At 60.2% G+C, this 15,234-nt stretch carries 12 protein-coding genes and 1 tRNA gene; 5 read left to right on the top strand and 8 right to left on the bottom strand.

What is annotated here, in order from left to right:
- Positions 1 to 60 precede the first annotated feature (60 nt).
- Positions 61 to 516, bottom strand: coding sequence for a hypothetical protein (locus ASC80_RS07105; protein WP_056294389.1), 456 nt, complete (start codon positions 514 to 516; stop codon positions 61 to 63).
- Positions 517 to 1,640: 1,124 nt separating this feature from the next.
- Between ASC80_RS07105 and ASC80_RS07095 the strand changes: the two genes are divergently transcribed.
- The 3 genes from ASC80_RS07095 to ASC80_RS07085 all read left to right on the top strand — a co-directional run bounded on the left by ASC80_RS07095 (position 1,641) and on the right by ASC80_RS07085 (position 6,225).
- Positions 1,641 to 2,660 carry a TRAP transporter substrate-binding protein gene (locus ASC80_RS07095; protein ID WP_056294384.1) on the top strand — a complete coding sequence of 340 codons (1,020 nt, stop codon included), beginning with the start codon at positions 1,641 to 1,643 and terminating at the stop codon, positions 2,658 to 2,660.
- A gap of 66 nt (positions 2,661 to 2,726) precedes the next feature.
- A complete protein-coding gene (locus ASC80_RS07090) occupies positions 2,727 to 4,565 on the top strand; it encodes a TRAP transporter large permease (RefSeq protein ID WP_056294381.1) in 1,839 nt (612 codons plus the stop codon).
- Between the two features lie 10 nt (positions 4,566 to 4,575).
- Positions 4,576 to 6,225, top strand: coding sequence for an acyl-CoA synthetase (locus ASC80_RS07085; RefSeq protein ID WP_056294378.1), 1,650 nt, complete (start codon positions 4,576 to 4,578; stop codon positions 6,223 to 6,225).
- A 39-nt stretch (positions 6,226 to 6,264) separates the two neighbouring features.
- Here ASC80_RS07085 and ASC80_RS07080 read toward each other — a convergent pair whose 3' ends face one another.
- From ASC80_RS07080 to ASC80_RS07050, 7 genes are all read right to left on the bottom strand, one after another.
- Positions 6,265 to 7,065, bottom strand: a complete 801-nt coding sequence (locus ASC80_RS07080; protein WP_056294375.1) for an MBL fold metallo-hydrolase — start codon at positions 7,063 to 7,065, stop codon at positions 6,265 to 6,267.
- Positions 7,062 to 7,856: a TatD family hydrolase gene (locus ASC80_RS07075; RefSeq protein ID WP_056294373.1), complete on the bottom strand. Its 795-nt coding sequence runs from the start codon at positions 7,854 to 7,856 to the stop codon at positions 7,062 to 7,064. Before ASC80_RS07075 ends, ASC80_RS07080 begins: the two co-directional genes overlap by 4 nt.
- The gene (metG, locus tag ASC80_RS07070) at positions 7,856 to 9,433 is read right to left on the bottom strand and encodes a methionine--tRNA ligase (protein WP_056294370.1); all 1,578 of its coding nucleotides are present in this window, start codon (positions 9,431 to 9,433) and stop codon (positions 7,856 to 7,858) included. The genes ASC80_RS07075 and metG overlap by 1 nt, the downstream gene beginning before the upstream one ends.
- Before the next feature lie 63 nt (positions 9,434 to 9,496).
- Positions 9,497 to 10,531: a DNA polymerase III subunit delta' gene (locus ASC80_RS07065; RefSeq protein WP_056294366.1), complete on the bottom strand. Its 1,035-nt coding sequence runs from the start codon at positions 10,529 to 10,531 to the stop codon at positions 9,497 to 9,499.
- Positions 10,528 to 11,220 carry a dTMP kinase gene (gene tmk, locus ASC80_RS07060; RefSeq protein ID WP_056294364.1) on the bottom strand — a complete coding sequence of 231 codons (693 nt, stop codon included), beginning with the start codon at positions 11,218 to 11,220 and terminating at the stop codon, positions 10,528 to 10,530. The genes ASC80_RS07065 and tmk overlap by 4 nt, the downstream gene beginning before the upstream one ends.
- Positions 11,221 to 11,222: 2 nt before the next feature.
- Positions 11,223 to 12,476: a D-alanyl-D-alanine carboxypeptidase family protein gene (locus tag ASC80_RS07055; protein ID WP_056294361.1), complete on the bottom strand. Its 1,254-nt coding sequence runs from the start codon at positions 12,474 to 12,476 to the stop codon at positions 11,223 to 11,225.
- Between the two features lie 137 nt (positions 12,477 to 12,613).
- On the bottom strand, positions 12,614 to 13,537 hold the full coding sequence (locus ASC80_RS07050; protein WP_056295722.1) for a septal ring lytic transglycosylase RlpA family protein: 924 nt from the start codon (positions 13,535 to 13,537) through the stop codon (positions 12,614 to 12,616).
- A gap of 198 nt (positions 13,538 to 13,735) precedes the next feature.
- On the opposite strand from ASC80_RS07050, the gene ASC80_RS07045 reads away from it, so the two are divergent.
- Together ASC80_RS07045 and ASC80_RS07040 are read left to right on the top strand one after the other, a co-directional pair.
- Positions 13,736 to 13,825, top strand: a tRNA-Ser gene (locus ASC80_RS07045).
- 169 nt (positions 13,826 to 13,994) lie between these two features.
- Complete coding sequence (locus tag ASC80_RS07040; protein WP_082512427.1) at positions 13,995 to 15,122, top strand: tyrosine-type recombinase/integrase; 1,128 nt, start codon at positions 13,995 to 13,997, stop codon at positions 15,120 to 15,122.
- The last annotated feature ends 112 nt before the right edge of the window (positions 15,123 to 15,234 follow it).

Below are 15,234 nucleotides of genomic sequence, written 5' to 3'. Positions count from 1 at the left end.
TACGAGAAAGCCTGCCGACTGAACATCCGGCAGGCTTTTTTTTCGTCGATGATTCTTAGCTTAGATATTTCTTCCCCACGGGGCGGAGGCATCGCCCACCTTGACGGTGATCCGCTGGAGTTCAGTGCGGCCCTGCGGATATTTCACCTCAAGGGTGAGGGTATCGGTACCGACAAAATTCGCCTTGGAACGATAAAAGGCGATAAAGCTCGGCACCTCGAGCGCCATGCACTGCTTGTAATGCGTTGCCGTCACCTTGCCGCGTTTGACGTTAACAGTGCCGTTCGCCGGTGATGCGACCAGCCGGATCGACGGCAGCACGCCCGTGGTGCAGTCAGCCTGCACGTTCAGATAAACGCCGACGCGGATGTCCTTCGCCGTGGGCCCCCTGACCGTTCGTTCCACCGTCTTGGTCTGGGCCGCGGCGAGGGTGGCCGAGACGAGCAGGGCGACCAGTCCCATAGCCACCCGGCCGATACATCTGCTGCGACGCGGCTCGAAATTCTGCGGAGACATTTGAGCAATCCGATTAAATTCGACGCAGCCAGCCTGCAATGGCTCGATTATAAAACAGGACCGGTACTTGGGCCATCCGCCATGCCTTGATCTGCATCGCAGCGCCGAACGTCTATTTGCGTGTCGTCGGACGACGGTCTGGAGTTGATCCGGATGACGTGAGCATTGCAGCCAACACCGGCATCCATCCGGGCCTGGAGACTGCGTTCCATGAGCTGCAACCCGTTCCCAGTGCCATAACTCTGGATGACCTGAATCTGGCGCAAGCCAACCGGAGGATCGCTCGCCCGCGACGTGGACGTGAAGCAGATGGTTGGACCGAAATAGAACAAGCCGGAACGGCTTCAGCGCCTCGGTAGGCCGCGCTGCTACCTCGCTCAGGGCCAAGTGGAGTGGCAGACAATCCCGAGATCGCCGCGTCTGAATATTGGGATCCATGGCGAAGTCAGATTCGCATAAGGTATATTATGGAATATATTTATCCACAAAGAATCAATAGCTTTGAGACAAATATCCAAAATGACTCAAGAACAGCAGCAAAAGCCAGCCGCAGCAAAGCCCATTCTCGACACAGAAATCCCAGTGGCCCTCCCGCCAAATCCAGCGCACTCGTCAGACACGATGAGCTTGGACACTCACCTGACGACCGTGCGCCACGTCCGACAATTGGGATCGCGTGATGGCACCGCGCGCCCTGAGTGCCCGTCGACCGAATGACATACCGCCAGACCTGACCGCGCAGCCACGGGCTCGCATGAAACAACCTGGACCGGCCAGCTTGGTACCAAGCTGCAGATTTTAAGTTACAGCGCCACAGAGCGTTTTCCAGCAGACGCGTGTCATAGCGGCAAGGGCCACGACGACAGGATTTCGTCGCCCCAACGGCTTGCCATGGTCTCGGTTCCTGATCATCCAGCTATCCAAATGGCCCTCTGAGCTATTTCAAATTCAGAGAAAACATCCCGCGAATTGATCCCTGGCTTCCACCGATGCAGTCCTATAGGCAGCGGTCGCTGCGAAGTCCGTGGAAGATTTGACAAATCGAAGAAGATGGATGACCTGCTATGGCGAGCTTCGTATGATGGGCTGCAAGAACAAAACATGCATATTCTGGGAGAACTTCCATGAACTTTTCGCGTCGAACCCTGCTGAAAGCTTCAGCTGCTGCAACCGTTATGGGAAGCGTCGGATCGCCACTCGTTGCGCGCGCCCAGCAGGCCGAATTCGTCTACAAATACGCCAACAATCTCCCCGATACGCATCCGTTGAATGTGCGCGCCAAGGAAATGTCGGCCGCGATCAAGCAGGAGACCAACGGCCGCGTTGATCTGCAAATCTTTCCGAACAACCAGCTCGGCTCAGATACCGACGTCCTCAGCCAGATCCGGTCAGGCGGCGTTGAGTTCTTCACGTTGTCCGGCTTGATCCTTTCGACGCTGGTTCCGGCTGCATCGATCAACGGCATCGGCTTCGCCTTCCCTGATTATGATACCGTCTGGAAGGCCATGGACGGCGATCTCGGCGCCCATGTGCGCAAGGAGATCAACAAGGCCAACCTCGTGGTGATGGACAAGATCTGGGACAACGGTTTCCGCCAGACGACCTCCTCCACCAAGGCCATCAACACACCTGAGGATTTCAAGGGCTTCAAGATCCGCGTGCCGGTGTCACCGCTGTGGACCTCGATGTTCAAGGCATTCGAGGCGGCACCCGCTTCGATCAATTTCAACGAGGTCTATTCGGCCTTGCAGACCAAGATCGTCGAAGGCCAGGAAAATCCGCTGGCACTGATCTCGACGGCGAAACTCTATGAAGTGCAGAAGTACTGCTCGCTGACCAACCACATGTGGGATGGATTCTGGTTCCTCGCCAACCGCCGGGCATGGGAGCGGCTGCCGGCGGATGTCCGCACCGTTGTCGCCAAGCACATCAACGCCGCTGCGGTGAAGGAACGTGAAGACACCGCCAAATTGAACGCGACCACGCAGACGGAACTGGCCGCAAAAGGCCTCGTCTTCAATCAGCCCAAGGTCGACCCGTTCCGCGAGAAACTGCGCAAGTCGGGTTTCTATGCCGAGTGGAAAGGCAAGTACGGCGACGAAGCCTGGGCTTTGCTGGAAAAATCCGTCGGCAAGCTGGCCTAATCAGCGGCGATGGCCGAACCACGACTAGCACAGCCAGTCGAAACGCCGGGCGGCGCGGGGACGATCATGGTCCCCGGTCGCAGCGGCGTGGTGGCGGCGCTTGACTCGATCCTCGGCCGTCTCGTCGAAATCCCTGCCGCTTTGCTGGTGATCGCCGAGATCGTCATCCTGTTTGCGGGTGTGGTGTCGCGCTACGGGTTTCATTCGCCACTGATCTGGTCCGATGAACTCGCCTCGATCCTGTTCCTTTGGCTTGCTATGCTCGGCTCGGTCATCGCATTCAGGCGCAGCGAACACATGCGCATGACCGCAGCGGTAGCGAAGTGCAGCCCCGCCATGCGCGCCTATCTCGATCTTGTCGCAACCGCCGCAGCGCTGGCGTTTCTCCTGATGGTTGCCTGGCCGTCGTGGGAATATGCATATGAAGAGAGCTTCATCACGACGCCGGCACTGCAAATTTCGAACTCGTGGCGCGCTGCCGCGCTTCCCGTCGGCATTGGCCTGATGGCGGTCTTCGCCGTTCTGCGGCTGCTTCGTGACGCCGACAAGCGAACAGTGGTCCTTGCACTGCTCACCGTCGGCGCGATTACCGCGGCCTTTTGGTTTGCACAGCCGCTGCTGCGCCCGCTCGGCAACATCAACCTTGTGATCTTTTTCGTCGGCCTTGTCGCGTTCTGCGTTTTTGCCGGCGTGCCGATTGCTTTTGCATTCGGCCTGTCGATCTTCAGCTATCTGGTGTTGACGACCCATACGCCGACGATGGTGCTGATCGGCCGCATGGACGAGGGCATGAGCCATCTGATTTTGCTCGCGGTCCCGCTGTTCGTGTTTCTCGGTCTTCTGATTGAAATGACCGGTATGGCGCGGGCGATGGTCGCCTTCCTTGCCAGCCTGCTCGGCCATGTGCGCGGCGGCCTGCACTACGTTCTGGTCGGCGCGATGTATCTGGTCTCCGGCATCTCCGGCTCGAAGGCTGCCGACATGGCTGCGATCGCACCCGTACTGTTTCCCGAAATGAAGCAGCGCGGCGCGAAGCCGGGCGATCTCGTCGCCCTGCTCTCGGCCACCGGCGCACAAACTGAAACCATTCCACCAAGTCTGGTTCTTATCACCATTGGCTCGGTAACCGGCGTGTCGATCGCAGCACTGTTCACCGGTGGCCTGCTGCCAGGATTAGTGTTGGCGGTGACGCTTTCAGCGCTGGTCTGGTGGCGTTATCGCAACGAGGATCTGAGCCACGTCGAGCGCGCGACGCCAAAGCAGATCCTGCGGACATTCATCATCGCACTCCCGGCGCTGGCGTTGCCTTTTGTCATCCGCGCGGCCGTGGTTGAGGGCATCGCAACGGCGACCGAGGTTTCGACAATCGGCATCGTATTCGCGATCTTCGCCGGCCTCTTGATTTACCGGCAGTTCGACTGGCGCCGGCTGATGCCGATGCTGCTCGATACCGCGTCGTTGTCCGGGGCCATTCTCCTGATCATCGGCACTGCCACAGGAATGGCATGGGGACTGACCCAGTCGGGCTTTTCCCGCTCGCTGGCCGCCGCCATGACCGGATTGCCGGGCGGAGGCGCCAGTTTTATCGCGGTTTCAATCATCGCCTTCATGATCCTGGGCAGCGTGCTGGAGGGTATTCCGGCTATCGTGCTGTTTGGGCCGCTGCTGTTTCCGATCGCCAAGGCTGTCGGCGTCCATGAAGTCCACTATGCTATGATCGTTATTCTGGCGATGGGCATTGGACTGTTCGCCCCGCCGTTCGGTGTCGGCTATTATGCTGCCTGTGCGATCGGACGGGTGGACCCCGCGGACGGCATGAAGCCGATCTGGGGTTATCTTCTCGCCCTGCTGATCGGCCTGATTATCGTGGCGGCTGTCCCATGGATTTCTATCGGTTTCCTTTAAGGAGGGTGTCATGAGCACCGGGCAAGGCCAGTACAGTATCGGGCTCGACAAGACGCCTGCCAATTTCGTCCCCCTCACCCCGCTGAGCTTTCTCGAGCGAAGCGCAAGCGTCTATCCGGGCATGACAAGCACGGTCTATGAAGGCCGAACCTTCACCTGGGCGCAGACGTATGAGCGCTGCAAACGCTTCGCGTCATTCCTCGTCCGCAACGGCATCGGTCGTGGCGATACGGTGGCGGCCATGCTGCCCAACATCCCGGCGATGAACGAACTGCATTTTGCCGTGCCGATGACCGGCGCCGTGCTCAATGCCTTGAACATCCGGCTCGACGCCGCATCCATCGCATTCATGCTCGACCATGGCGGCGCCAAGATCCTTCTGGTGGATCCGGAATTTTCCGCCGTGATCTCCGAAGCGTTGAACCTGATGAAACAGCGCAAGCCGTTGGTCATCGACGTTGACGACGCGGCTTTCGCCGGAGGCTCGCGGATCGGCGAAATCGAGTATGAGACCGCGGTCGCAGCGGGCGATCCGAATTTCGCATGGACCCATCCGGACGACGAATGGGATGCCATTGCGCTGAGCTATACGTCCGGCACCACGGGCAACCCGAAGGGCGTCGTCACCCATCATCGCGGCGCGTACCTCAACGCCGTAAGCAACATCCTTGACGGCAATCTCGGCTCGCATCCGGTCTATCTGTGGACGTTGCCGATGTTCCATTGCAACGGCTGGTGCTTCCCCTGGACTATCGCAGCCTCGGCCGGGATCAACGTCTGCCTGCGCAAGGTCGATCCGGCCAAGATTTTTGCACTGATTGTCGAGCACGGCGTCACCCACATGTGCGGCGCACCGATCGTCTACAACACGCTCATCAATGCACCCGGCGCGCCCTCTGGCACCGATAGACGGCCGGTTGTCGGGTTGATCGCCGGTGCGGCTCCTCCGGTTGCCGTGCTGGCCGGTGCGGAAAAGATCGGCATCAGGCTCACCCATGTTTACGGCCTGACCGAAGTCTACGGACCTGCCTCTGTCTGCGCCGAGCAACCGGGCTGGGATGCCCTTCCCGCCGACGAACGCGCCCAACTCATGCGCCGCCAGGGCGTCGCCTATCACATGCAGGAAGCGATCACGGTGCTCGATCCGGACACCATGCAACCCGTCCCGCGCGACGGCGAGACCATTGGCGAGGTGATGTTCCGTGGCAACGTCGTCATGAAAGGTTACCTGAAGAACGAGACGGCGACCAAGGAAGCGTTCGCCGGCGGCTGGTTCCACACCGGCGATCTCGGTGTCCTCGACCAGGACGGCTACGTCATCATCAAGGATCGCTCCAAGGACATTATCATCTCAGGCGGTGAGAACATTTCGTCGGTCGAGGTCGAGGACGTGCTGTACAAGCATCCTGCTGTGCTGTTCGCGGCGGTCGTCGCCAAACCAGACCCGAAGTGGGGCGAAGTGCCTTGCGCGTTCGTCGAACTGAAACAGGGTGCGAGCGCAAACGAGGCAGAGATCATTGCTTACTGCAAAACCCAATTGTCGAGCTTCAAGACGCCCAAAGCCGTGGTGTTTGGCGTGATCCCGAAAACCTCGACTGGCAAAATTCAGAAGTTCATGCTCCGCAATCAGGTCAGTTCGGCGAAGGCAATCTCGGCATAGCCCGGGATTCTACTCTTCAGCGTAGCGCCGGATTATTTGCTAGACGTCGACAGTCAGCCGGATTCCGTCATAGGCCGGGATGATGTTCGGCGGCAGGCTTTTGCGCAGAACCTCATAGTCCAGATCGGAGTGCAGGTTTGTCAGAACGGCGCGGCGCGGTTTGAATTTTTCAATCCACGACAACGCATCGCTCAAGCTGAAATGGCTAGGATGCTGGGCGTAACGCAACGCATCGACGATCCAAAGATCGAGATTTTCAAGCGCAGGCCAGCTCTCTTCGGGGATGTCATTGACATCAGGCGTGTAGGCGGCATCTCCAATGCGGTAGCCTAGCGCCGGAATGTTGCCGTGCTGAAGCAGGAACGCCGTGAACGTCAGTTCCCCTCCCTTACCCGCGATCGTCTCCGTCTCGCCGGCCTCGATCGGCTGGCGGTCGAGGATCGGCGGATAGTCGCTGCCGGGTGGCGTTTCAAAGCAATATGAGAACCGCAGGATAACGTCCTCGGCGGTCGACTCGTTGAGATAGACTGGAATCCGCCGACGCTGATGCAGCACCACAGAGCGCAGATCGTCGATGCCGTGCGTCTGGTCGGCATGCTCGTGCGTGAGGAACACCGCATCGAGATGATCGACATTGGCGTCGATGAGTTGCTCGCGCAGGTCAGGCGAGGTGTCTATCACAACGCGCGTCAACCCACCCGGCCGTTCCCGCTCAGCCAGCAGGGAGCAGCGACGGCGGCGGTTCTTCGGATTATTCGGATCGCAAGCGCCCCACCCCAATGCGGGGCGAGGCACACCGGCGGACGATCCGCAGCCGAGAACTGTCAGCGTAACCGTCATGCCGCTTTCGCGTCCGGGCGCGGCACCTTGTCGAACAGACGGAAGAAATTCTCGGTGGTCTGGGCTGCGATTTCATCGAGCGTGACGCCGCGCGTCTCCGCCAGCACCCGCGCCGTTTCTATCACGAAGGACGGCTCGTTTCGTTTTCCGCGATGCTTGCCGGGTGCAAGATAAGGCGCATCGGTTTCAACCATGATCCGATCCGCCGGCAATTCGGCAGCAATATCGCGGATCGCCTGCGAATTCTTGAATGTCAGAATTCCGGTGAAGGAGATCGACAGGCCGAGGTCTACCGCCTTCATCGCAAGCTCGCGCCCGCCGGTGTAGCAATGCAGCACCGCGCGGAACGGCCCTTTGTCCATCTCCTCATCGAGAATACGGCCGCAAGCATCGTCCGCCTCACGGGTGTGGATGACCAGCGGCAAACCGGTGGCGCGGGCCGCGGCGATATGCGCGCGAAAACCACGCTCCTGCGCTTCCGGGGACCCGTTCTTGTAGAAATTGTCCAATCCCGCCTCGCCGAGCGCAACCACTTTCGGGCGCTGCGTCAACGCGATCAACTCATCGGCGGAAATGCCGTCCTCCTCATCCGCCTGATGCGGATGGGTGCCAACCGAACAATAGACGTTCGGGAAACGCTGCGTAATCGCAAGCAATGCATCGATCCGCCGCACCCGCGTCGAGATCGTCACAATACGTCCGATTCCGGCCGCCTCCGCGCGCGCGACGATACCGTCGAGATCATCGGCAAAATCGGGGAAATCGAGATGACAGTGACTATCGACGAGCATCAGCTTTTCACCGCCGTTGCTTCCGGAGGATCGACGTAGCGCGGGAAAATCGGTGCCGGTTGCGGCAGTTGACTGCCCGGCTCGATGCGCACCGCACCACCTACAGATGCAAAGTCGCGCGCATCGGCCGCAATGCCAAGAAGATCGAGCAACTTCTCGCACGCGGCCGGCATCGCCGGCTGAGCGAGAATGGCGATCTGGCGAATAACTTCAGCCGTGACATAAAGGACCGTCTTCTGCCGCCGCGGATCGGTCTTGGCGAGCGCCCACGGCGCCTCGCCGGCGAAGTACCGGTTCGCCTCGGCGACAACCGCCCAAATCGCGTTCAACGCGTGATGGATCTGCTGCGACGTCATGGCGGTGCGTGCAAGCTCCAGCATCCCGTCGGCTTGTGCCAGGATCGCCTTATCGTTGTCGCTAAGCGGGCCCGGCTCAGGCAGCACCCCTTCATACTGCTTTGCAATCATCGACAGGGAGCGCTGCGCGAGGTTGCCGAGATCGTTGGCAAGATCTGCGTTGGTGCGCGCGACGATGGCGTCGTGATTGTAGTTTCCATCCTGCCCAAACGGCACCTCGCGAAGAAAGAAATAGCGAAGCTGGTCAACGCCGTACTGATCGCTCAGATTGAACGGATCGACGACATTGCCGATCGACTTCGACATCTTCTCACCGCGGTTGAACAGAAACCCGTGGGCATAAACCCGTTTCTGCACCGGAATGCCTGCCGACATCAGAAAGGCCGGCCAGTACACCGCATGGAAGCGAATGATGTCCTTGCCAATGATGTGGACATCCGCCGGCCAGTACCGCCAGTTGCTGTCCTTCTCGTTAGGAAATCCGACACCCGTGATGTAATTGGTCAGAGCATCGACCCAGACGTACATCACGTGCTCGGGATCGTTCGGCACCTTCACGCCCCAATCGAACGTGGTGCGCGAGATCGACAGATCCTTCAGGCCACCTTTAACGAAACTGATGACTTCGTTCTTGCGGGAGTCCGGACCGATAAAATCCGGTTGAGATTCGTACAGCGCCAGCAGCCTGTCCTGGTAGGCTGACAATTTGAAAAAGTAGCTCTTTTCCTCGACCCATTCGACCGGCGTGCCCTGCGGGCCGCGGCGAATTTTATCTTCACCGACAGTGGTCTCCTCTTCCGCGTAATAAGCCTCGTCGCGGACGGAATACCAGCCTGCATAACTATCGAGATAGATGTCGCCGTTGGCTTCCATCCGGCGCCAGATCTCCTGTGTCGATTCATGATGCACAGTCTCGGACGTGCGAATGAAGCGATCAAAGGAGACGTTCAGCCGCACGTCCATTTCCTTGAAGCGCGCAGCGTTGCGCGTCGCGAGATCGAGCGGCGTCATGTTTTCTTTTTGAGCGGTCTGGATCATTTTCAGACCATGTTCGTCGGTCCCGGTCAGAAAAAAGACGTCCTTGCCGTCCAGCCGCTGAAACCGCGCCAGCGCATCCGTCGCGATTGCCTCATAGGCGTGGCCGATGTGCGGCGCGCCGTTCGGATAAGCGATCGCGGTCGTGATATAAAAAGTTGGACGCTTGTCTGCTGCATTCGCCATCAGCGCGAAAGCCTTTCATGACACTTCAAGATATTGACGGCCGCAAAAGGCCGCTCCGGACCGTCAGCGGATCGCATCCGCGAGCAATCCAAATACCGAGAAAACCAGAGGTTTTCGCTCAAGATTGAAGGATTCAGTCTCGCGGGCGGCGCGGTTGATCTTCTCCCATACCTCCGCCAGCCGCGCAAGGCGGGGCAGATCGGCGCCGGGTTGCCTCAGCCGGTCGGTCAGCCACCGCTCGACCGTATCGACGAAGGTTCGCAGAGCAACGCGATCGTTGAGCCCGAGCGCATCACCGAGCGCATGAAGCGCACGCGGATCGACGTGCGGCAGCGTATCGAGCAGAGCGCCAGTGCGATGATGAAGACCGAGCGCGTCGCTATCGAGCAATGTCAGAGCGCGTTCGACACTCCCCTCCGCCCCCTCGGCCGCTTCCCGCAGCGCCAGTTCACCGTCATCGCGCCCCGCAGCCTCGGATGCGGCCCGAATAACATCCTCCACTCCCAGCGGCCGTAACAGCAGTTTCCGGCACCGCGACTGGATCGTGGCGAGAACTCGCGCCGGCGAATGACTGACCAAGAGAAACAGCGAGCGCTGCGGCGGCTCCTCAAGAACCTTGAGCAGTGCGTTGGCAGAATTGGCGTTCAACTCATCGACCGTATCAACAATGCACACGCGCCAGCCGGCGATCGCCGCGGTCGAGCCGAAAAACGAGATCGTCTCCCGGGATTCATCGACTGTGATGACCGAGCGCATCACTCCCTTGTCATTGACGGTCCGCTCAAGCGTTAACAGTCCGCCGTGGGACCCTGCCGTGACCTGGCGCGCAACCGGATGATCCGGATCGAGCGCCAAAGAAGCTGCTGTCTGCACATCGGGTGCCGACGGATCGGGATGCGCGAGCACAAAACGCGCCATGCGATAGGCCAGCGTCGCCTTCCCGATACCTTGGGCGCCGCCGATCAGCCAGGCATGGGGAATCCGGCCGCTGCGGTAAGCATTCAGCAACATCGCTTCGGCCTCTGCGTGGCCGTAGAACGAAGCCGTCTCGCGCGGCGCGGGAATCGCCATTTCCGCTTCTGACTCGCGAATACTCATGCGCCGCTCGTCTCACCGATATCTACAGCCAAAAGCAGACGATCCTTGACGGCGGCCCAGACGCGCGCCGCGACCGTTTCCTGATCGGCATTGGCGTCGATCAGGACGCAGCGCTCCGGCTCATCGACCGCGACCTGTCGATAGGCCTCACGAAGCTTCTCGTGAAACTCGATATTTTCCTGTTCGAAACGATCGGCGGCAGTCTTGCCCCTGCGCAGGATCGCCCGGCGCAGGCCAATGGCGACCGGCACGTCGAAGATCAGCGTCAGATCCGGCCGCAACTCACCAATGGTAACGCGTTCCATTGCCCTGAGAAGCGCCGGGTCTACCTTGCCAAGCTTGCCCTGGTAGACGCGGGTTGAATCCGTGAAGCGATCGCACAGCACCCAAATGCCGCGTCGCAATGCCGGTGCGATAACCTGATGCACATGATCGTCACGGGCCGCAGCGAACAGGAGCGCTTCAGCCTCCGCGCCGAGAAACTTGCCCATACCGGACAAAACCAGATGACGGACGATTTCCGCGCCTGCCGACCCCCCCGGCTCCCGCGTGGTAATGGTCCGGTGATTGGCGCCATTTAGCCGATCAGCCAGTATCGCGATCTGGGTTGATTTTCCCGCGCCCTCACCGCCTTCAAAGGTGATGAACCGGCCGACTGGCAAATCCACGTTGGAAGCGGTTTTCGACATGGTCAGAGTTTTTCCACGCCAGCGCGCAGAAGGCCGATGAACAACTCGCTGACTCCATCGACCGCACGTTGCGTCAGGGAACCAACGCCAACCGGCTCTTCGGCATAAAGCGGAGCTTCCAGCGCGATATTGGCGCCCCGCCAAACTTTGATGACGCCGATTTGTTGGCCACTCTCGATCGGCGCGCGAACCGGCCCGGTATAAACGACGCGGGCGATCAGTTTATCCGAACCATTCCGCTGCACCATGATCTTGATCGGTTCGGACGCGGTGAGTTTAACCGAACCGCTGTCGCCGCCGAAAACCTTGGCGTAGCCTACCGTCTGTCCCGCATCGAACAAGACGCGTGTCTCGAAGTTACGAAACCCCCACTCCAGCAATCGCTTCGATTCGTTCGCCCGATCCTTTGAATCCTCCATCCCGTTGACGACGACGACCAGACGAAGCCCCTTTTGCACCGCCGAGCCGACCAGGCCGTAGCCGCCCTCCTTGGTGTATCCGGTCTTCAGCCCGTCTGCCCCGTCCATCGAGGCCAGAAGCGGATTGCGGTTCTGTTGCCGGATCTTGTTCCAGGTGAATTCGCGCTGACCGAACAACTGGTAGAAGTCCGGATAGGTCAGAATGATGTGGCGCGCCAGCTTGCTCAACTCGCGAACGGACATCTGGTTGGCCGGATCGGGCAAGCCGTTGGAATTGCCAAAAGTCGATTGCGCCAGCCCGATCTCGCGCGCCCGTTTCGTCATCATGGTGACGAAGTCTCGCTCGCTGCCGGCCATGCCCTCAGCAAGGATGATACAGGAATCGTTGCCGCTCTGGATCACCGCACCATGAAGCAGGTCATCGACGCTGACGCGGCTGTTGAGCGCTGCGAACATCGTCGAACTGCCGGAGGGAGCACCACCCTTGCGCCACGCATACTCGCTGACGGGGTATTCGTCGGTGAGTTTGATGGTGCCCTTCTTGAGCGCATTGAAGACGACCTCGGCGGTCATCAGCTTCATCATGCTCGACGGCTGCAACAATTGGTCGGCATTTTTCTCGAATAGCACGCTGCCGGTCTTGGCTTCGATCAGAATGGCGGTTGGAGCCTCGGTCTCAAACCCGCCCTCATCCTTCTTTGCGCCCTGCACGCTTTGGTTGGCCGCGAGCGCTGCACCGCTGGCGATAGCGGCGGCCACGACAATTGCCAGCGCGGCCCGCCAAGATTGGAAGGCCCGTTGAATACGAGTGCGGGGTATCGCGACGACGCTTGCCATTCTTCCGTTCCCAGAATGGCGTCATAGCAGGTGAAACCATCCCGAACAACGAGCGCTCTCGAGAATCCCCGTTTTATTCAATGACTTGCAGTGATTCAGGCCAAAAACACCGTCGCGATGATTGCAGCCCGAACCCGTCAGTACAGACCGCGGCCGCCAAGGACGTTGGCCATATCGTTGCGTCTCACCGGCGCGTACGCCGCGACGGGCTGATAGGCCGGCGCAGCCGCGTTGTCGCGGGCGTTTGCAGTCGCCATTCCGGGACCGCCCTGATGGGGCCGAGCGCTTCTCGCCGACAATTCCGTGGCTGTCACAGATGCCGCGTCTTCGGACCTCGCTCCGAGCGAAAAGGGTCGCTCTGCCGGAACGGGAACATCTCCGCGCAACGCACTGTGGGAGCTACGGAATTCAGGAACGAATGGTGCCGCGGACGCGACCCGGATGCCGGACGGTGCCGGGGCCGGCTCGCCGGTGCGCAACGTTGCGACCAGCTGACGATCGTCGGAGCCCTCCAAGGGCGCCCGGCCGACATATTCGACCCGGACGCGCGCCACACCGTTGTTGTGGAACTCGAGCAGCTTGGCTGCGCGGTTTGAAACGTCGATGACCCGGTTGCCATGATAAGGGCCGCGGTCATTGACCCTCACGACCAAGGACTTGCCGTTACGCAGGTTGGTGACGCGGACATAGCTTGGCATCGGGAGCGTCGGGTGAGCCGCGGTCAGTGACGTCATGTCAAAGACCTCGCCATTCGCGGTCAGGCGGCCATGGAATGCATCGCCGTACCACGAGGCCATGCCCTCGGCGCGATAATGAGTATCTTCCTCAGGGACATAAGTCCGCCCAGCGACGGTATAGGGCTTGCCGACGCGGTAGGTCCCGCCACCCTTCGGAACGGCCTCACCGAAGCCGACCACGCGCGGGCTCGACGATACGCCGTATTTGGGATCGACGCGGCTGGCGAACTTGCCGGATCCGCAATTTGCCAGCAACAGGCAGGCCCCGGCGATCACCGTCGCCCGGGCCAACAGCCTGCTCGATTCTGATTTCCGTGACCCCATGGACCCTGGACTACCGTCGATATCGCCGGCCGCGGAATCCGCCACCGACATCCCCAATCTATTATATACCATAACCGATTGCCGCTGAGCCGGAAATGGAGCGACGCCCTCGTGGTAAACCAAAGGTTGCGACAGCGCCGCCGCCAGACTCTGCCGTCCCTTGCAATCCTGCCCGCCTTCCCCCAAGAGAAAGCTCACGGAAGGGTGGCCGAGTGGTTTAAGGCACCGGTCTTGAAAACCGGCGTGCCTGCAAGGGTACCGTGGGTTCGAATCCCACCCCTTCCGCCAGTAAGCTGTCCATCAGCGTTCACCGATGTCTATCTCTGAAAGACAAGCCCTTGCAAACGCAGGGGCTTTTTCGTTCTGATGTATTCCGATCTCCATGACCGGAAATCGGAATCCACGAGACAGACGTGGGTTGGGACGTGGGTTTAGGCGGACACTTCTGGAGGATGAAATGGGGAATCTGACCGCGCTCAAGGTCAAGAATGCAAAGCCGGGCGACAAGCTGACGGACGGCGGCGGGCTGCGGCTCGACGTCGACCGCAATGGCAATCGCTCGTGGGTGCTGCGCTTCACATCACCGACGACCGGCAAGGAGCGCCTTATGGGACTCGGCCCTGCCGATGACGTGTCGCTGGCACAAGCCCGAGACGCGGCGCAGGATGCGCGCACAGCGATCCGTGGCGACATCGACCCGATCGACCAGCGCATGATGCAGCGAGCGACGGCTCGCGCCGAGGCATCCCGCTCGGTGACGTTCAAGGTCTACGCGGAGCAGTTCATTTCCGGCAAAGAGGCCGGGTGGAAGAATGCCGTCCACCGCCAGCAGTGGCGAAACAGCCTGCGCGATTACGCCTACCCGATAATTGGCCAACTGGCGGTCGGCGCCGTCGACACCGAAGCTGTCCTAAAGGTGCTGCGCCCGATCTGGACGACCAAGAAGGAAACCGCGCGCCGCGTCCGCGGGCGGCTCGAGGCGATCCTGAACGCAGCCAAGGCCGAAGGGCTGCGGACTGGCGAGAACCCTGCCCTGTGGCGCGGTCATCTTGATCAGTTGCTCGCGCGGCGTCGCAAGTCCGACGTAAAGCATCATCCCGCCCTGCCCTATGCGGAAATGCCGAAGTTCTGGCAATCGCTTTCGGCTGACACGTCGAACGCGGCGCGCATGTTGCGATGGATCATCCTGACCGTCTGTCGTTTCAGCGAGGCGGCCGAGATGGATCAAGCGGCCGAAGTGAAGGACGATCTTTGGACCATTCCGGCCATCCGCATGAAAGCCGAGCGCCCGCACACAGTGCCGCTGACCGAACTGGCCCGTGCGCAATTGCCGTTCCGGCCTGTCAGCGACGTGTCGCTTTCCAATTGCATCAAGCGACATACAAAGGTACCCGCAACCACACATGGAATGCGTTCTACCTTTCGCGATTGGGCTGGCGACTGCACCGACTTCGCGCGGGAAGTTGCCGAGGCATCGCTTGCGCACGTTGTGAAAGACGATACCGAAGCCGCATATCGTCGCAGCACTGCGCTTGAAAAACGGCGGGCGCTTTTGTTGGCGTGGTCGAACTACTGCAACCAGTAATGTGTCAACTTATAATTGTACGCATTGCTGGTTAGTGGTTGTTTAGGTCTGTGTGCGTTAGTGTTCATTCGTCAGTGCCTAGCTGCGCCAACCCCACCGCTCTCGGGCGTGT

The sequence above is a fragment of the Afipia sp. Root123D2 genome, from assembly GCF_001425835.1.
Taxonomy (GTDB): domain Bacteria; phylum Pseudomonadota; class Alphaproteobacteria; order Rhizobiales; family Xanthobacteraceae; genus Afipia.
The sequence above is the reverse complement of the archived record's forward strand: the minus strand, read 5'-3'. Positions and strand labels throughout refer to the sequence as shown.